Genomic DNA, 18,084 nt, shown 5'->3' on the forward strand with positions numbered 1-18,084 from the left:
GCGCGATTAATCAACCTCCGGTTCGCTGGGCTTGCAATGAGGATTCAGGTATGAAAGAAGTAGTCTGTATCACGCTCGGACGTTCGCGGCGTGACTTTAGCTTTACAACAACGCTGTTGGGCGAAGAGCTACGGGTGCGCCGCATTGGAGCCGATGGCGATGTCGAACGGGTCAAGCAGTTGATTCGTGAGCACGATGGCAAGGTTGATGCAATTGCGCTTGGTGGCGTAATTGCAAACTTTCGGGTTGGCAAAGCCAGCTATCAACATAATCAAGCCTATACGATCGTCAATCAAGCACGAGTTACCCCAACCGCTGATGGGGTGTTGCTCAAGTCAACCCTCGAACGTTGGACAGTCGCGCAAGCGGTTTCGCGTGAACCAGGCCGCTTCAACTATCGGCGGGTTTTGGTTTTTTCGGGGATCGAGCGCTATTCCTTGGCCGAATCGTTGAGCGGTTATAACGTTGATTTGCGTTTTGCTGACCCCAAGGTGCATTATGGTTTGCCCTTTACGCTGAGTTCGCTGAGCCAACTGGAGCGCTACGCCAAATTTGCCATGCCCGATTTGGCCAAAAAGCCCTATCGGCGGATTCACCCGATTGGCAAGGGCGCGACCCACGATAGCCGCCTCGAAAAAGATTGCGCTTGGGCTGATGTGCTAGCGGGCGATTTTGCCTTTATTCGGCGCTACGCTCCGCAAGATCTGCGTGGCCGCACGATTTTGACCGACGATCCATCGCCTGCGGAAATTGAAGATTTGCGCCAGCGTGGAGCACATACCTTAATTACGCTCACGCCCAAAATTAGCGAGGAGCACCCATTTGTTTCGGCAGATGTGCTCGAAGCCATGATTTTGGCTGTTACAGGCAAGCGCACCCTCGATGAAGCCACGGTCTTGCAAATTACGGCTGATGCCAATTGGGAGCCACACATTCAGCGTTTGACCAACGACGAAGAGTTAGAAAAATTTGCTTTTGTGATTCACCCGCTCTCAACCAAATTTATTTATAAAGATCCGCGCTTCAAAGTTTTTAAATTTGTGCCCCAACGTTGGGTCGAACGTGCTATGGCTCACTTGCCACCATTGTATCTCTCGCGGATGAAGGGCATTAAATCGACTGGTACAGGCAAGGAAATCGAAGGTATTTTGCTGACGTTGGGTGCTACGCCCCGCGAATTGATGCGCCGCCCAACTGCCTTTACCTATCGCCGTTTGATCAAAGCTGCTCGCATGGCCGAGCGCATGGGCGCGAAGCTGATGGGCTTGGGGGCATTTACTTCGGTGGTGGGCGATGCTGGCATTACAGTTGCCCAAAAATCCGATATTGGCATCACCTCAGGCAATTCGTTGACTGTGGCCGCAACCCTTGAAGCCGCCAAACAAGCGGTCATTCTCATGGGCGGGCGGGTTGATCAAGGCACAGCCGTGGTGATTGGGGCAACTGGCTCGATTGGCGCAGTTTGTTCACGCCTGCTGGCCCAAGCGATTGGCGATGTGGTCTTAATTGCGCCACGGCCTGAGCGCTTGATCGCCTTGAAAAAGCAAATCGAGGCTGAAACACCCAACGCCAAAGTAACAATTGCCACCAAAGCTGATGATTATGTTGGCAGCGCCGACTTAATTGTTACCACGACCACCGCCCTCAACACCAAAATTGTGGATATTGAGCGCTTGAAGCCAGGTGCGGTGGTGTGTGATGTTGCACGGCCACCAGATATCAAAGAAGATGAAGCCGCCAAACGCCCTGATGTGTTGGTGATTGAATCGGGCGAAATCACCTTGCCCGGCGAGGTGGATTTTGGCTTTGATATTGGTTTGCCGCCAGGCACGGCCTATGCATGTCTCTCGGAGACGGCTTTGTTGGCGCTTGATGGCAAATTTGAAGATTACACGCTTGGCCGCAACATCGAAATGGATCGGGTCAAGGAGATGTATCGCTTGTTCAAAAAGCATGGCCTGAAATTGGCGGGCTTGCGCACCTTTGATCAATATGTAACCCCCGAAATGGTCGCCGAAAAGCGCCGCCTAGCCGATCAGCGTCGGCACGAACTGGGTTTACCAGTGACCACCGAAACCGAAACCCTCGCCAGCGAAATGCCGCTGGAAGTTGGTGGCTCCAACTAAATCAATCCAACGGCGTGAGCTTCGTGCTTGCGCCGTTGCTTTTGCCCCTGCAACGCCTCATTCCTCTCAGCGTATTGTTTTTGCTTGAAACTAATTCCTAGTGAGAGATTATTTATGCTAGCCTGTAGCTATTGTGGCGGCGATGTGCCCGACGATTGGGAAGAATGTAAAACCTGTGGTTGGTTGCGTGATGGCTCGTTGGCCTTGCCACTTGAGCCACTCAAATGCCCGTATTGTGGTGATGATGTGGCCGATGATTGGGAAGAGTGCCCAAGTTGTGGCTGGTTGCGCGATGGCTCATTGGGCGTTCCTCAGCCAGCACCACCGCCACCCACAGTGCGCCAACTGGTCTGCCTCCGTTGCCAAGCGCAGATGACATTTTTGGGCTTCAAGCAATTTCGTGAAAGCTCAACTTCACTGGATATTTTGCAAGGCCGTTTTGGCTCGTTTCGCCAGGATTTTCAAATTTTGGAATTGCATGGCTGTGGCTATTGTGGCTATGCCGAATTGGCTCTACCCCACATTGGTAGTTAGTCGAGATTCTGAGTTGAAGGGAGTTGATGATGCAAGCTTGTACATATTGTGGTGCTGATGTTGATGATGATTGGGTTGAATGCTCAACCTGCGGCTGGCTGCGTGATGGTTCGTTGGCCTTGGTTAGCCCCATTGGTGAACGCCAAATCGAGTGTATTCGTTGTGATACGGCGCTTGAATTTCGGGGCGTGAAATATTTTCACGAAGGTTTGAGTTTGGCAGGAGCTTTGGTTGGCGCAGTCGGTGCAGTTATCAAACGCGAACGACTTGAACTGTATTGTTGCCCCAATTGTGGTCGCTGCGAGTTATTCGACCCAGAGCTTGGCCGCTAATCTAGCGCAACAATCGCCTACTAGCGGCGTATAACCCCATAGCGAACCACAATTAGGAGGAACAACTATGGGGTTATTTGATGGATTAATGGGCAATGCTTCGGAAGTTGATCCGCAAGCAGCCCAGCGTGATTTTGCCCAACTGTTGGCATGGGGCGAGCAAGTTCAACGCGCCTACCAACTGATTCGCGATTTCTTTATTTTTACCGATAAACGCTTGATTTTGGTTGATAAACAGGGCATTACTGGCAGCAAAGTCGAATATCATTCGATTCCTTATCGCAGTATTACCCACTTTAGCATTGAAACCGCTGGCCATTTTGATCTCGATGCTGAGTTGAAAATTTGGATTTCAGGCAATCCTGTGCCAATTCAAAAACAATTCAACAGTCGGATCAATATTTATCAATTGCAAGCGGTTCTAGCTGCGTTCGTTGCTCGTTAATCAATATGCTCGCATGGTTTTTCCATGCGAGCATATTTTAGTTACTCGGTCTTAAACTCCAAAACATACAAGCCATAACTGAAATCGCTGACATAGACAAATTGATCGCGCACTTGTACGCCCCACAAGGCCACTTTTGGCGAATTGTTCAGCGGCCAGCTTGCCACTGATTGAGGGTGACTTGGATCGCTGATATCGAGCATGCGCAGGCCATCTTGATACCACGAAGCATACAAATATTGGCCTTGCACCTCGGAATTATGCACAGTTGGGTTGGATTGCAAGGTCTCATTAATTGAATTTGGTGTATTGTAGCGCCCAACTTCAACTGGCTGGCTGGGATTGCTCAGATCAAAGAATTGAATTGCGCCGCCACCATCAAAATAGCTTTCGATGGTCGCTTCAGCCTCAGGTTGGCTGAGCAAGGCAGCGGCGGTTGTGCTGCTAATGGTAAACATCGGCAGATCAAAATCATCGATCAAATCAACATCATCGCCAAATTGCAGCTCCTCAAATGGCGCATTGGCATAAATCAGCAACGCTGCGGCCTCGCCGTTTTGGGCAATTTGCAGCTTTTGCTCAATCGAACAGCCTGCCATCTCGGCCAACACAAACAATCCTTGAAAATCAGGATACTCAGCCTGAGGATCGCACGCTTGGCCAAGCGCTAGAACCTTGGCGCTCAGCGGTGTATCAAGTTTGCCACCAAATGGCAATTCGTGGGCATAATCTGGCTCAGCCAAGGCTGGATGGCTAATTTTCGCCTGATCGGTGCTAAAATCTTCGTTGTTCAAGGCCAACATTTGCCCATCATTCCAATCGACGACTGAGTGCGCGTCGCCCTCGGCCAGCGCTGGATAGGGCGTTTGACCAAGGTAGATTGGTTGCTTGGGATCTTGAATATCTAAGATAATCACGCCGCCATCCCAGTACGAGAGATAGGCGCGTTGGCTGTTGCTGCTGGCCCGCACGCTATGCAAAAAGATCCCTGGGAAATTACCACGCGTTCGATCAGCATAATCAAGCACTTGCCAATCGGGCTTTTGATCAATACCCCAACGGCTGAGCATGGTTGGTTGGCTAGGGTCGCTAATATCGACAATCCACAATTCGCCACGATCTTCGGGCTTGGGCGTTGTGCCAAAAGCGTTATTGGTGGGCGCAGCAAGTAAAGCCAAGGCTTGACCACTCGCCGTAATTGTTACATCGAGTTCATGTACGCCAAGATTGGTTTCAAAACGAGCCAATTCGAGCGGCGTAGTTGGATCGGTGATATCCAAAATTTGAATGCCTGGCTTAGTTGCCTCGCGGCAGGGCTGAATCCCCAAGACCGCAATATCCTGCTCGCCAATCCGCACCACATCCATATCTTCGAGCGAGGCATTTTTGACGCTTGGTGAATAGCCTGCCAACTCTGGATTAGCCGGATCGCTCACATCAATTAATGTAATTTGATTTTCGGCGGGGCATGAGCCAGGCTGCGAACCAAGCAACACCAAATCGTTATACAACGTGAGATCAGCATGGCGACCGCTAGTTGGTGGCTTAAGTCGCAAGCTGCCAACTTGCTCGAAATGTGGCCCAGTGATGCTTGGGGTTGCAGTGGCAGCGGGTCGCGGCGTTTTCGTTGGATTTTGATTCACGCCATCTTTATCAGAGCGAGCTTGCTCGCCAGCTTTGTTAATTGTTGCAGTTGCAGGAATCGCTGTCGCATTTTGATCGGCACAGGCAGCGATTAGGATTAAGCAAATTGCCACGCTAAAATAACGTGACCAACGTTGAAACAGCATTTTGTCTCCTCTCATTACAACTGCTAAGCACTGGTTGGCAGTTGTTGGTGCATAAATTGATAGAGTGTCCGAACGAATTTAACTGGCTCCTCGAATGGTGGGCAATGGCCGCTGCGTTCAAAGTGAATCAAGGTTGATTGTGGCAAGTGCTCATGTAAATATTCACCAACTTTGCCTGGGTAAAGCCAGCTTTGCGAGCCATAACACAACAAAATTGGCACATCCATACTTGCCAACAAATCACGATAATCGCGGTCGGCCATATCTTCGGCCAACGGCAAGAGCGCCTTACGATCGTAGTTGCGGCGATAGGGCGAGGTCAACCAAGTGGCAAAGCGCAACAGGGTGCGATTAGGGTGCACAACACCCATTGCAAAACGGCGCAAGACTCGTCGCTGTTGGCTCTCAAACAGTTGGCGCATACTAGTGATATGGTCGGGTGTGTAGGCTCCGAACAAACCCATGGTCCATTCTGTGCTGGTTTGCATACATGGAGTTTGATCGACCAGCACAATGCTTTTGAGATTAGCGACTCCAAATTGCCGTGCATATTCAAAGGTTGTTAGGCCGCCCATTGACCAGCCGACGATCGTTGGTTTATCAAGTTTGAGGTGTTCGATCAATTGATGCAAATCTTTGGCTAAACGGCTGATCGTCAGTTCACCTTGGCCTGGCGTGCGTCCGTGGCCGCGCAAGTCGATTGCGATACAACGATACCAACGGCGCAGGGCGGTGGTAATGCCAACCCAGTGCGAGCCAGCGCTCGTCCAACCATGGATAAAAATGATTGCGGGTTTTTGGCCGCCAGTGTCACTATAAAAAATCGGGTTTTGATCATCGGCAAGAAAGCTCGACATAGCATCCTCCATAGTTTAATGATGTTTCGCGGCCAGCAAGATCGATTTGTGACGTTATTTGACACAACCGTCAACTATACTCAGCTCAAAACCAAGCGGGTCGTGATAGAAAACGCTGGGATGAGTATTAAACGATGAACTGGAGTACAAACGATGGAACAGGAAGCTTTAGTTACCCGCACCTACCGCGCTGCAATTCGCTCTGGAGATGATTATATAACGATTGAAGAAACAATTGCACTCCCTCCAACGGCTGATGATGCAGCAATCAGTCAAGCGGTTGAAACTGGCTGGCGTATTTTTCGGGCGCAGCAAGCGGCAGTTGAGGCGCAAATTAGCGCTTTGCGCGATGCTCACCCTGCGACAACCACGCCACGCATCGCCGACCCCGATTCGCCTGCGAGCGACAAACAACGCTCCTACCTTGAGTATTTGATCAATACCTTGGCGATTAACGATGGTCAGATGCAAGCAACCTTGCAAGAACACAACGCAACCTACGAAACCCTGACCAAGGGCCAAGCTTCGGAAATTATCGATGGCTTGAAGCAGCAATTAGATCAAAAGCCCGCAGCCAGCCAAGCGAGTGCCTCGGCCAGCGCTAGTGCCAGTAGCAGCACCACGAGCAACATGCTCGATTCGACTGCTAGCGAGCCACCAGCCAGCACGCGCCAATTGGCAGCATTGCAACGGGTCGCAGGCCAACAAGGCGTTGATCTAAGCGCTGAAATTCGCCAACGCTTTGGCGCACAACAGCTTGATGATCTGTCAGTCAACGAGGCAGGAGCGTTGTTGCAAGAACTGCAACAACGCAGCATGCGCCGCTAAAAGTCCTATCCGTGGCTAGCTTAAATGGATAGTGAAACAATGACTAATGGCTAGCCGAAAAATTCGCAAACGTAGCATCTAGATATGGGCAACTGAGTAAGTACATTAAACCGGAGGAACACCAATGAACGTTAAAGGAACCGTAAATCGCGTTGAATTGATCGGCTGGCTGGGTGGCGAACCAACCCAACGTTTTTTACCATCGGGAGTTGGGGTCTGTGATTTCAGCGTAGCAACCAAACGCTTTGGCAGCAAAGATGAACAAGGCGAACAAACCTTCGACACTGAATGGACAACCATCGAAGCTTGGAATGGTTTAGGCGATATTTGCCAAGATCGTTTGCACAAAGGCAGCCGGGTGCGGGTGGTTGGTAGCTTGCATACCCGCTCGTGGGAAGACAAAGAAAATGGTCAGCGTCGTTCCAAAACCGTCGTTCGGGCCGATGAAGTGCTGTTTCTCGATGCCTATGGCAACGACGAATAGCCAAGGCAAGCCAAAGCCCTCAGCAAAACTGCTGAGGGCTTTGATGTTTGGAGCCGCATGTCGGACTTGAACCGACGACCTACCACTTACAAGGCGGTTGCTCTACCAACTGAGCTAATGCGGCTTAACGCGAGTCATTATACGCATGAATCGAGGTTTGGTCAAGATGGATATTCGGGGAGCGGTTGTTGGGTTTGGATGATTGGTTGTTTGTATAGGGTCGATGAAATTAAGAATTATTGACTATACCTCGATTCGCACTTTTAAGATTTTCGCTGTTTTATGGTTAAATAGGCTTATTTAATGGTGCTTGATGTGCTTTGGATTTGATAGTTTTTGCTGCCTCCCTGTTGACAGAAGTGGATAGTTGTGGCACTGTACTTCACGCCGCACGAATTCCAGATCGTGCCTCAACGAGGCCACCTAAAGCGACGCTGCCCCAGTACACGTCAACTTTGAACTGATTCGCCGCGTTTTGAATGCGTCGGTTGGTGGCATAGTGTGAACTTTTAAGGAAAACCCTATGGATCATAAATTGGTGATTGTTGAGTCGCCAGCCAAAGCAAAAACTATTCAAAAATATCTGGGTGCTGGCTATCGCGTTATGGCGAGTATGGGCCATGTCCGTGATTTGCCCAAGAGTAAAATTGGCATTGATATTGACAATGATTTTACCCCTGTCTATGAAATTAGCGAGGGCAAAGATAAGCTCATTGCCGAATTGAAGCGTGAAATCAAGACTGCTGATGCCATCTACCTCGCAACCGACCACGACCGCGAAGGCGAGGCGATTGCTTGGCATATTTTACAAGCAGCCAATATTGGCAAACGTAAGCCGGTCTACCGTATTACCTTTAATGAAATTACCAAGGATGCGATTCAGCACGCCATTCGTAACCCACGCGAAATTGATGCCAACTTGGTCGATGCCCAACAAGCGCGACGGGTGCTTGATCGCTTGGTCGGCTATAAAATTTCACCAATTTTGTGGGCCAAGGTGCGACGCGGGCTTTCGGCTGGGCGGGTGCAATCGGTTGCCGTGCGTATGGTGGTTGAGCGTGAGCGCGAAATCGAAATCTTTGTGCCCAAAGAATATTGGACAATTGAGGTCGATTTATCCCCAACTGGGCTGAAGAAACTTGGCAAGCATGATATTTTTCGGGCAATTTTGCACGCTCGCAATGGCAAAAAGCTCGATAAATTTGCTATTCCCAGCAAAGATACTGCTGATGCAGTTTTAGCCGCTTTAGAAGGGGCAAATTATCTTGTTGGTACGGTTACCCGCAAGGATAAACGCCGCTCGCCAGCACCACCATTTATTACCAGTACCCTGCAACAAGAAGCCAGCCGCAAGCTTGGGTTTAGCTCTAAACGCACCATGCAAGTGGCGCAAAAACTGTATGAAGGGGTCGATATTGGCGGCAAAGATGGCACAGTTGGTTTGATTACTTATATGCGTACCGATTCAACCAACGTTTCAGTTGATGCCCAAACCGAGGCTCGCACGCTGATCACTGAGTTGTATGGTAAAGAGTACGCTCCCGCCAAACCCAATATCTACAAAACCAAGGCTAAAGGTGCTCAGGAAGCTCACGAAGCGATCCGCCCAACCAGCGTGGTGCGCCGCCCTGATCAATTAAAAGCAGCGCTTGGCCGTGATGAGTTTCGGCTTTACGACTTGATCTGGAAGCGCTTTATGGCTTCGCAGATGGCGGCGGCAATTTTCGATAGCACTAGCGTCGATATTGGGGCTGGAGCCGGAATCAAAACTGCTGCTGGAGCGCCATTTACCTTTCGCGCAACTGGCTCAGTGCTCAAATTCAATGGCTTTTTGGCAGTCTACAACGTCAGCCTCGACGAAGGTGACGAAGACGAAGACAAAGAGGCCTTGTTGCCGCCGCTGAATGAAGGTCAAGCCCTCGATTTGCATGATCTATTCGGCGAGCAACATTTCACTACGCCACCACCACGCTATACCGAAGCAACCTTGGTTAAGCAGATGGAAAGTGAAGGGATTGGCCGCCCATCAACCTATGCGCCGACGATCTCAACTATCGTTGCCCGTGAATATGTTGAGTTGGTCGAAAAGAAATTGATGCCCACCACCTTAGGCCGGGTTGTAACTGACTTGCTGGTTGAGCACTTCAAAGATATTGTCGATTACAACTTTACTTCGGATATGGAACAGCGGCTTGATGATATTGCTGAAGGCCAACGGCGTTGGGTGCCAGTGCTGCGCGAATTTTACGATCCGTTTGCTGTGCGCTTGCATGCTGCCGAAACCGAAATGCGCAACGTCAAACGCGAAGAAATTAAAACTGAATTGCCATGCCCCCAATGTGGCACTCATCTGGTGATCAAATGGGGCCGCAATGGCGAATTTTTGGCTTGTTCGCGCTATCCTGAATGTAGCTGGACAGGTGATTTAGAGCGCGATGGCGATGGCGGGATTCATATCGCTTCGCAGCCTGAAATTTTTGGCAACACTAATTGCCCAGAATGCGACAACCCAATGAGCCTCAAAAAAGGTCGTTTTGGGCCGTTTCTCGCTTGTAACAACTACCCAACTTGTAAAGGTATTCGCAAGGTACGGGCACAAGGCAAAGATTTTGTGGTGATTCCGCCGCCCAAACCAACCGAAGAGAAATGTCCCAAATGTAACCGCCCAATGGTGCAAAAAGAGGGCAAATTTGGGCCATTCTTATCGTGCACCGGCTACCCTGAATGCCGCTCGATTGTACGATTAACGCCCAACGATGCCCCAACCTGCCCACAATGTGGCGAGGGTAAAGTCGTCGCCAAACGTGCGCGTGGTGGCCGTACCTTCTTCTCTTGCACGCGCTACCCCGATTGTACGTATGCCAGCAATGCCTTACCTGTGGCGGTTTCCGAAGAAGTAGCCTAAGTTTTTTGCTTGACGCAAGGTTTTATCGTATCTCGATAAAACCTTGCGTTGCTGTTTAAAAGGAGCTGATGGTGATCAAGCATCTAGCTGAGGCGTTGCGTTTTCTCACAATCTTGCCAATTCCAGGCAAACCTGCGCTCAGCGAACAAGCCTTAGTCCGTTCGATGGTGGCTTTTCCACTGGCTGGCACGCTGATTGGCGGTTTGGTTGTGGCGACATGGTTTGGGGCAACTTGGCTGTGGGGCGCAACTACTGGCAGTTTATGTGCAATTCTCACCTGGGGGGCGATAACCAGCGGCTTGCATTTGGATGGCATTGCTGATAGTGCCGATGCGCTGTTTAGCTGGCGTTCGCGTGAGCGTAAGCTCGAAATTATGAAAGATAGCCGAATTGGCACGATGGGCGCAATCGCATTAATTAGTATTTTGCTGCTGAAATGGCTGTTTGTGCTTGGTTGCGGCGATCTTGCTTGGCGAGCATTGATTGTTGCGCCAACGCTTGGCCGTTGGGTCGATATTATCGGGATTTTTTGGTTTCCGCCTGCGGCTGAAGGGGGGCTTGGGCGCACATTTCACGACCATACGCGACGCAGCGATTTTTGGTGGGCGACGAGCTGTGCTGGTTTGGTTGCGACGGGGTTGCTCTGGTGGTGGGCTGGGCTAATTTTTGCCGTCGTGATTGTGGCTATCATCATCATTGCCCGTTGGATGGTGCGCTCGTTGGGTGGCTTAACTGGTGATACCTATGGGGCGCTTTGTGAAATTGCCGAAATGCTGGTGTTGGCAGTGGTGGCAGCTTTAGTTAATCATCAAGTGCTTTAAAATACCACCGCGCCATCAAAGCTTGGCGCGGGTAAGTACGAGAATTCATCGCTGAACTCGCTTCTGCTCGGATATGTGTACGGCAGTTGTTAGCAAATGTTGCAGCAAACTCAAAAGATCGTAACTTTTCAAGCTACGATTGCAAAAACTAGGTTAATTTGGACTGTGGTTCGACGATTATGGTAAGCGAGTGATGATTTCAATAGTGATCAAGCACGATTCACCGATTACCATTTTGCCTTCAAGCTGAACTTTTTAGCCTAACTTGACGACCGCTCCCACATCATCGTGAACAATAATGGTCTCCGCAGTATAATTTTCTGGCACTAATGCCTCTTCCAATTTTGACGCACAATCGCCCGTGCTTGTTTAAATGAATAATGGCATCATGAGCAGTGCTCACAATGCCATTATGCCGAAACTCTCGTCAAGCAAGGTCACTACATTTTGATTTTATGACCCAGTTTTTTGAGTTCTTCGCCAGCAATCACATATTTCTGAATTTCGTTGGTGCCTTCAAAAATCCGCGTGACCCGAGCATCGCGATACATCCGTTCGAGCGGAACTTCGCGACTAAAGCCCATTCCACCATAAATTTGAATCGCTTCGTCGATAATTTGCGAAGCAGCTTCGGTGCAAAACAACTTGACCATCGATGATTCAAGCGTGGCTGGCTTTTTGGCATCAACTAAGGCCGCGCAGTGATAAACCATTTGCTCCATGGCATAGATTTTAGTGCGCATTTCGGCCAATTTGATCTGAATTGCTTGGAAATCGGCGATTGGGCGGCCAAATTGTTGGCGTTCAACGCTGTAGTGCAAGGCCAAATCGTAGGCTTCTTTGGCTGAGCCAAGCGCACTTGCCCCCAAACCACAGCGCCCAATATCCAGGGTTTTCATGGCAACGCCAAAGCCAGCCCCAATTTCGCCAAGTACATTTTTGGCGGGTACACGGCAATTTTCAAAGAAGATCGAGGCAGTATGCGAGGCTCGCAAGCCCATTTTTTCCTCGACTTTGCCAACTTTGAAGCCCGCGAAATCTTTTTCGACGATAAATGCGCTGATGCCGCCGCGTGCGCCGCGCTCGCGATTGGTCGAAGCAAACACCACAATCACATCGGCAAACGAGCCATTGGTGATCCACATCTTGCCGCCGTTGATGATCCAATCGTCGCCATCTTGGGTGGCGGTGGTGGTAATGCTGGCCGCATCGGAGCCGGCATTTGGCTCGGTGAGTGCCCAAGCGCCTAATAATTTGCCTTCATTGAGTTTGCTGAGATAGCGTGATTTTTGCTCATCGTTGCCCGATAGAAAAATCGACATGCCACAAAGCTGGGCGTGTGCACCGATAATTGTGCCAGTTGAGGCACAATAACGGTTGATTTCCTCTTGCAAAATACAATAGCCGACGATCCCTGCATCAGCGCCGCCGTACTCCTCGGGGAAGGGAATGCCGAGCAAGCCCAAATTACCAGCCTTGCGAATTGTCTCGAATGGCACACGTTCTGCTTCATCGACTTCGCGGGCAATCGGCTTAATTTCCTTGACCGCAAAATCGCGCACGGTTTCACGCAACATGCGTAGCTCTTCGTTGAGTTCCATCGGGGAAACCTCCTAATGTAAAGGATGAATTATGAGGGATGAAGGATGAAAAAGAAGGATGAAGGGTGAATTATGAGGGATGAATGATAGCCTACACACATATTTTGCTTGATATAAAATGTCAAGAGGCTCATAATGTATCTGTTTCATGCTAAAATATTGATGTGTCTAGTTTCGATTCATCCTTCATCCTTCATCCTTCATACTTACTATGTATCGTTTTCTGCAATTAATTGGCTCGCCAAGCGAGATTGGGCGCTATTTGGCGAGTGTGCTGCAACGCGTTGCCTCGCCGTTTCGCTCAAGCGCGTGGGAGCACGATTTGGCTTTTTTGGCCGAATGTGCGGCGATTATTCGGCATACCCATTCAGCCTTGTGGGATGAATTGGCGGCCTTCGCTGATGCCTTCGATGCCCCTGCTGAACGTAGTTTGTTTCTGCGGGCGGCGGCCTTGCCCCAAGCCTGTTCCGCCGTGGCTTGGCAACATTCCAGCGGCCAAATATTCGTTGGGCGTAACTACGATTTTTACATCAACATGCCAACCCGCGATTTGCTCTCCACCAGTAGCAGTTATGGCTATCAGCACATTGGCATGAATGGTGGCTTGGTTGGCGGGCGCTACGATGGCATCAATCAACATGGCTTGTTTGTTGGGCTGCATAAAGTGATGGCTGATCGGCAGGAGCACTTGCAACCAGGTGTGCCGTTTCATCTGCTGCCGCGCTTGGCTTTGGATTTATGTACCAACACCGCCGAAGTGATTAGCTTGTTTCGCCAATTGCCCCAGCTTTCATCCTTTAATTACACTGTTGCTGATCGTCATGGTCATTTCGCTCGTTTAGAGTGCTATCCTGGCCAGCCGATCGGCGTTTTAGAAGCGGATGGACTGCTCGCAACTACCAACCACTTTGATCACCCTGATTTAGTACGTTTGCAAGGCCGCCGCCAACGTGACGATTCCAAAGCTCGCGAAGCCTTTTTATGTACTGCTATCAGCCATGAACAGGGCGACCCTTGGTTACAAACCGCCCAAGCCATGAGCGATCATCAGGTGCCAGTTTGTTGTCATAAAGAATTTTCAAGCACGCTTTGGTCGGGTTTGTACGAATTGACCCAGCAACGGGTGGCCTATAGTTTTGGCGCACCCTGCCAAGTTGGCTATCGTGAATTGGAATTTTAGCTTTGTTTAACCACGAAGAACACGAAGTTTCACGAAGACTTGGTTAATGGTTCTTAGTGCGCTTCGTGTCCTTCGTGGTTTCAGCTTTACAACAACTCGAAAATGCCCGCAGCGCCCATACCACCGCCAATACACATCGTCACCATGCCGTAGCGGCCATTGCGGCGACGGAGTTCGTTGATGATTTGGACGGTCAGTTTCGCGCCAGTACAGCCGAGTGGGTGACCCAAGGCGATTGCGCCACCATTGACGTTGGTTTTGCTTTCGTCGATGCCAAGCTCGCGAATAACCGCCAAGGCTTGAGCACCAAAAGCCTCGTTCAATTCGATCAAATCGATGTCGCTGAGATTCAAGCCAGTTTTCTTCAAAACTTTGGGAATCGCCACGACGGGGCCAATGCCCATGACTTCAGGCCCAACGCCACCAACTGCAAAACCAATAAAGCGAGCCAATGGTTTTAGCCCAAGTTCATCGGCTTTTTGGCGGTTCATCAAGAGCACGGCGGCAGCGCCATCGCTGGTTTGCGATGAATTGCCAGCGGTGACTGTGCCTTTGGCATGGAACACCGGGCGCAATTTGGCCAAGCCCTCTAAGGTCGTGTCGCGGCGTGGACCTTCATCGACCTTGACGGTTGCCGTGCTGCGTTTGATTGCGCCGCCAGCTTCGGCCTCAGCAAACTCAACATCGACAGGCACAATTTCGTCAGCAAAGCGGCCTGCTTGAATTGCTTCGATCGCCTTCATATGCGAGCGATACGAGAAGGCATCGGCATCTTCGCGGCTAATGTTGAATTTGCGGGCAACATTTTCGGCGGTCAAGCCCATGTTGATGTAAATTTCGGGGTAGTGCTCGGCCATCCATGGGTTGGGTGCAAATTTGTTGCCCGACATTGGGACCATGCTCATCGATTCAGCGCCACCAGCGATGATCACATCAGCGCCGCCAGCCATAATTCGTTCAGCACCCAAGGCAATTGTTTGTAAGCCTGATGCGCAAAAACGATTGACGGTTTGAGCTGGCACATCGATTGGTAAGCCAGCGCGAAGCGATGCGATGCGAGCCATATTCAGGCCTTGCTCGCCCTCAGGCATGGCACAACCCAAAATCAAATCTTCGATTTCGCGTGGGTCGAGGCCTGGCGCTTGTTCAACCACAGCTTTAATCGCTGCTGCTGCCAAATCATCAGGCCGACTATTGCGAAACATCCCGCGCTTGGATTTGCCGACGGCGGTTCGCGCACCAGCTACAATCACAGCTTCATTCATCGTTGAATACTCCTTTATGGGGATCGGGGTTTGGGGGCTGGGGATCGGTTTGGTAATCAATACCAGTTTCACTGACCCGACCAGTGGCTTGATTTGCTCGAAGCGAGCGTAACAAACCATTGATTAAACGCCCAACTTGCCCGATTAATCCTTTGATTTCAAATAGTTGGCCTGGTTGAAGAAATCCCAACCGTTCTGCAAGCAGAATGTGAGTTTCAACTTCCATCAGCGAGCCACGCGCAATTGATAAAAAGCGAATGTATTCGGCTTGATACAGCCGACCATGGCCTTCAGCAATATTGGCCGGAATTGATGTCACTGCTCGACGTACTTGATTGGTTAGTCCAAATCGCTCTTCGGTTGGCATGGTTTGGGTCACGGCATAGACATTTGCTGCTAGATCCATTGCTTTTTGCCAAACTTCCAAATCCTTGAAACTGCGGATTGCCATTTAGCACCTCAATTCAAATCAATTGTTGCTTGAAAGTACAATGAATCTAGCGCGAATTTCGATATTTAGGGTTTAGCGATCCCTGACCGCAAATTACATCGAGGGTTGGGTTGGGCTTCGGTAGAACGTTAACCTACCGATCCCCGACCCCCAACAACTAACCCCCAGACTTTACTAATTTCGCAATGGCTTGTTGTTTTGCAACATAAACATAATGCGTTCCATGGTCTTTGGTTCGCGGCAAAGTGCCAAGAATACCTCGCGTTCCATCGCCAAGAAATGCTCTTCATCGACCCATTGTGGGCTGCTGAGGTCACCGCCCGCAATTGCATAGGCCAGTTTGTTGCCGATAAACGCATCGTATTCGGAGATGTAGCCGCCTTGTTGCATCATCCACACGCCGACCCGCATTGCAGCCAAGCCATCGCGGCCAGCGGCATAGAGTTTTTCGCGGGCGGGCGGCGTAAAGCCAGCCGCTGCCAGATCAAGCACAAACTGCTTGGCACGACCTAGCAACTCATCGCCATTCATCACAATCCGATCGGCTTCGGTCACAAAGCCTTGATCGCGAGCTTCAAAGGCGCTGGTGCCAACTTTGGCCATCCCAATTTGCTCGAATACCCGTTGCAAATATGGCGTTGGATCGCTTTCGGGAGCCAGTTTGATGGCTGGAGTAATGATCCGGCGCACAAATTCTTTGACCCCGCCAGCCCCAGGAATTAAGCCAACCCCAACTTCAACCAAGCCCATATAGGTTTCTGCATGAGCAACAACTCTGTCGGAGTGTAAACTCATTTCACATGCACCACCCAATGCTAAATTATGAGGCGCTACCACTACTGGTATTGATGAATAACGAACACGCATCATCGTATTTTGGAATGTTTTGATCGCAAAATTCAATTCATCATACTCTTGCTCAACAGCCATCATAAAGATCATTCCTACATTCGCTCCTGCGCTAAAGTTGGCTCCCTCATTGGAGATCACCAATCCTCTAAAATCTTTTTCTGCGATCTCGATCGATTTGTTGATCCCTTCGATCACTTCTGCACCAATGGAATTCATCTTCGTATTCCATTCTAAATTCACAATTCCATCGCCAATATCGGTAAGTGTTGCACCGCTGTTCTTCCATACTGTTTTTGTTGGACGGATGTTGTCTAACAAAATAAAGGATTCAGTTCCTGGTATCACTTTATAAGATTTAGAAGGAATATCATAATATTTGCGACTGCCATTTTCTAATTTATAGAATGCTGTTGCACCGCTACTAAGCATATCATAGATCCATTGTGATGGTTTGTTTCCGGCAGCTTCCATTGCTTTAACAGTTTCGGCAACACCCAATGCATCCCAGTATTCGAATGGACCAAGATCCCAGCCAAATCCGGCTTTCATGGCATCATCAATTTTGAAAAGCTCATCTGTGATCTCCGGAATACGATTGCTTACGTATGCAAACAATCCATAGAAAGTAGCACGATAAAACTCACCCGCCTTATCGGTTCCGGCAGCCAACACTTTTACGCGCTCACGTAAATTATCGATCGTTTTTGTTTTTTCAAGTGTCGCAAACTTTGCTTTTACACTTGGTTTATATTCTAATGTTTTCAAGTCGAGTGAATGGATCTCCGATTTACCATTCGCTCCTTTTACTTTTTTAAAGAAACCTTGCTCTGTTTTACTTCCCAACCATTTATTCTCTACCATTTTGGCAACATAGGAAGGTAATTTGAAATATTCTTTTGCTTCATCATTCGGCACCCCTGCAGCCAATCCATTGGCTACATGCACTAAGGTATCCAAACCAACCACATCACATGTTCTGAAGGTAGCCGATTTTGGGCGACCCAAAACAGGACCTGTTAATTTATCCACTTCATCCACCGTCAAGCCCATTTTTTCTACCATATGGAATAGACTCATTATCCCGAAAACACCAATGCGGTTTGCGATAAATGCAGGTGTATCTTTACACAACACCATTGTTTTTCCTAAATACAATTCCCCATATTTCATCAAGAAATCGATCACTTCAGGAGATGTTTTTGGTGTAGGAATGATCTCTAACAATTTTAAATAGCGGGGAGGATTAAAAAAGTGAGTTCCGCAGAAATGCTTTTGAAAATCTTCACTTCTTCCTTCGTTCATTAAATGAATAGGAATACCGGAAGTATTGGAAGAGATCAAGGTTCCAGGTTTGCGGTACTTCTCTACATTGTCAAACACCTGCTTTTTAATATCCAATCGTTCGATCACCACTTCAATGATCCAATCACAATTGGCAATATCTTTCATATTGTCATCAAAATTTCCGGTAACAATACGTTTAGCAAAAGATTTACGGTAGATCGGAGAAGGATTCGACTTTAATGCAAATGCTAAAGCATCATCCACGATCTTATTGCGTGATTTTTTATCGCTGCCGGCATCCTTGGGAACAATGTCCAGCAATAACACTT

Annotated in this window: 15 protein-coding genes and 1 tRNA gene; 9 read left to right on the forward strand and 7 right to left on the reverse strand. The window is 49.3% G+C overall.

The annotated features are described in order from the left end of the window. The first annotated feature begins 50 nt into the window (after positions 1-50). From LCH85_24975 to LCH85_24990, 4 genes are all read left to right on the forward strand, one after another. Entirely contained in the window at positions 51-2,126 is a 2,076-nt protein-coding gene (locus tag LCH85_24975) for a serine carboxypeptidase (protein ID MCA0355259.1), read from the forward strand. 114 nt (positions 2,127-2,240) lie between these two features. Further along, positions 2,241-2,660: a zinc ribbon domain-containing protein gene (locus tag LCH85_24980; protein MCA0355260.1), complete on the forward strand. Its 420-nt coding sequence runs from the start codon at positions 2,241-2,243 to the stop codon at positions 2,658-2,660. 29 nt (positions 2,661-2,689) lie between these two features. After that, the gene (locus tag LCH85_24985) at positions 2,690-2,992 is read left to right on the forward strand and encodes a hypothetical protein (protein MCA0355261.1); all 303 of its coding nucleotides are present in this window, start codon (positions 2,690-2,692) and stop codon (positions 2,990-2,992) included. A gap of 67 nt (positions 2,993-3,059) precedes the next feature. Next, positions 3,060-3,437, forward strand: coding sequence for a PH domain-containing protein (locus LCH85_24990; GenBank protein MCA0355262.1), 378 nt, complete (start codon positions 3,060-3,062; stop codon positions 3,435-3,437). 41 nt (positions 3,438-3,478) lie between these two features. Here LCH85_24990 and LCH85_24995 read toward each other — a convergent pair whose 3' ends face one another. Continuing rightward, positions 3,479-5,227 carry a hypothetical protein gene (locus tag LCH85_24995; protein MCA0355263.1) on the reverse strand — a complete coding sequence of 583 codons (1,749 nt, stop codon included), beginning with the start codon at positions 5,225-5,227 and terminating at the stop codon, positions 3,479-3,481. Positions 5,228-5,250: 23 nt separating this feature from the next. Further along, positions 5,251-6,084 carry an alpha/beta hydrolase gene (locus LCH85_25000; protein ID MCA0355264.1) on the reverse strand — a complete coding sequence of 278 codons (834 nt, stop codon included), beginning with the start codon at positions 6,082-6,084 and terminating at the stop codon, positions 5,251-5,253. 153 nt (positions 6,085-6,237) lie between these two features. Here LCH85_25000 and LCH85_25005 point away from each other — a divergent pair, with 153 nt between their 5' ends. Continuing rightward, the gene (locus LCH85_25005) at positions 6,238-6,912 is read left to right on the forward strand and encodes a hypothetical protein (protein ID MCA0355265.1); all 675 of its coding nucleotides are present in this window, start codon (positions 6,238-6,240) and stop codon (positions 6,910-6,912) included. Positions 6,913-7,036: 124 nt separating this feature from the next. Continuing rightward, on the forward strand, positions 7,037-7,396 hold the full coding sequence (locus tag LCH85_25010) for a single-stranded DNA-binding protein (protein MCA0355266.1): 360 nt from the start codon (positions 7,037-7,039) through the stop codon (positions 7,394-7,396). A 48-nt stretch (positions 7,397-7,444) separates the two neighbouring features. On the opposite strand, the gene LCH85_25015 is transcribed toward LCH85_25010, so the two are convergent. Next, positions 7,445-7,520: transfer RNA gene (locus tag LCH85_25015), tRNA-Thr, on the reverse strand. Between the two features lie 399 nt (positions 7,521-7,919). Here LCH85_25015 and topA point away from each other — a divergent pair. Together topA and cobS are read left to right on the forward strand one after the other, a co-directional pair. After that, entirely contained in the window at positions 7,920-10,301 is a 2,382-nt protein-coding gene (gene topA, locus LCH85_25020) for a type I DNA topoisomerase (protein MCA0355267.1), read from the forward strand. A 68-nt stretch (positions 10,302-10,369) separates the two neighbouring features. Further along, the gene (gene cobS / locus LCH85_25025) at positions 10,370-11,122 is read left to right on the forward strand and encodes an adenosylcobinamide-GDP ribazoletransferase (GenBank protein MCA0355268.1); all 753 of its coding nucleotides are present in this window, start codon (positions 10,370-10,372) and stop codon (positions 11,120-11,122) included. A gap of 440 nt (positions 11,123-11,562) precedes the next feature. Here the strand turns inward: cobS and LCH85_25030 are convergent, their stop codons facing one another. Next, positions 11,563-12,723 carry an acyl-CoA dehydrogenase family protein gene (locus tag LCH85_25030; GenBank protein MCA0355269.1) on the reverse strand — a complete coding sequence of 387 codons (1,161 nt, stop codon included), beginning with the start codon at positions 12,721-12,723 and terminating at the stop codon, positions 11,563-11,565. Positions 12,724-12,934: 211 nt separating this feature from the next. Here LCH85_25030 and LCH85_25035 point away from each other — a divergent pair, with 211 nt between their 5' ends. Further along, positions 12,935-13,903 (forward strand): C45 family peptidase, encoded by a 969-nt coding sequence (locus tag LCH85_25035; protein ID MCA0355270.1) that lies wholly within the window; start codon positions 12,935-12,937, stop codon positions 13,901-13,903. Between the two features lie 86 nt (positions 13,904-13,989). Here LCH85_25035 and LCH85_25040 read toward each other — a convergent pair whose 3' ends face one another. The 3 genes from LCH85_25040 to LCH85_25050 form a co-directional block, all read right to left on the reverse strand. Continuing rightward, entirely contained in the window at positions 13,990-15,168 is a 1,179-nt protein-coding gene (locus LCH85_25040) for an acetyl-CoA C-acyltransferase (protein MCA0355271.1), read from the reverse strand. Further along, entirely contained in the window at positions 15,161-15,619 is a 459-nt protein-coding gene (locus LCH85_25045; GenBank protein ID MCA0355272.1) for a four helix bundle protein, read from the reverse strand. The genes LCH85_25040 and LCH85_25045 overlap by 8 nt, the downstream gene beginning before the upstream one ends. A gap of 174 nt (positions 15,620-15,793) precedes the next feature. Next, positions 15,794-18,084 (reverse strand): 3-hydroxyacyl-CoA dehydrogenase/enoyl-CoA hydratase family protein (locus LCH85_25050; GenBank protein MCA0355273.1); only part of this gene is annotated, 2,291 nt, incomplete at its 5' end.

The organism is Chloroflexota bacterium, from assembly GCA_020161265.1.
Lineage (GTDB): Bacteria > Chloroflexota > Chloroflexia > Chloroflexales > Herpetosiphonaceae > Herpetosiphon.

Bases quoted from the DNA above. Each gene is read 5' to 3' on its own strand.
- LCH85_24975 (MCA0355259.1), top strand. From the start codon at position 51: ATGAAAGAAGTAGTCTGTATCACGCTCGGACGTTCGCGGCGTGACTTT.
- LCH85_24980 (MCA0355260.1), top strand. From the start codon at position 2,241: ATGCTAGCCTGTAGCTATTGTGGCGGCGATGTGCCCGACGATTGGGAA.
- LCH85_24985 (MCA0355261.1), top strand. From the start codon at position 2,690: ATGCAAGCTTGTACATATTGTGGTGCTGATGTTGATGATGATTGGGTT.
- LCH85_24990 (MCA0355262.1), top strand. From the start codon at position 3,060: ATGGGGTTATTTGATGGATTAATGGGCAATGCTTCGGAAGTTGATCCG.
- LCH85_24995 (MCA0355263.1), bottom strand. From the start codon at position 5,227: ATGCTGTTTCAACGTTGGTCACGTTATTTTAGCGTGGCAATTTGCTTA.
- LCH85_25000 (MCA0355264.1), bottom strand. From the start codon at position 6,084: ATGTCGAGCTTTCTTGCCGATGATCAAAACCCGATTTTTTATAGTGAC.
- LCH85_25005 (MCA0355265.1), top strand. From the start codon at position 6,238: ATGGAACAGGAAGCTTTAGTTACCCGCACCTACCGCGCTGCAATTCGC.
- LCH85_25010 (MCA0355266.1), top strand. From the start codon at position 7,037: ATGAACGTTAAAGGAACCGTAAATCGCGTTGAATTGATCGGCTGGCTG.
- topA (MCA0355267.1), top strand. From the start codon at position 7,920: ATGGATCATAAATTGGTGATTGTTGAGTCGCCAGCCAAAGCAAAAACT.
- cobS (MCA0355268.1), top strand. From the start codon at position 10,370: ATGGTGATCAAGCATCTAGCTGAGGCGTTGCGTTTTCTCACAATCTTG.
- LCH85_25030 (MCA0355269.1), bottom strand. From the start codon at position 12,723: ATGGAACTCAACGAAGAGCTACGCATGTTGCGTGAAACCGTGCGCGAT.
- LCH85_25035 (MCA0355270.1), top strand. From the start codon at position 12,935: ATGTATCGTTTTCTGCAATTAATTGGCTCGCCAAGCGAGATTGGGCGC.
- LCH85_25040 (MCA0355271.1), bottom strand. From the start codon at position 15,168: ATGAATGAAGCTGTGATTGTAGCTGGTGCGCGAACCGCCGTCGGCAAA.
- LCH85_25045 (MCA0355272.1), bottom strand. From the start codon at position 15,619: ATGGCAATCCGCAGTTTCAAGGATTTGGAAGTTTGGCAAAAAGCAATG.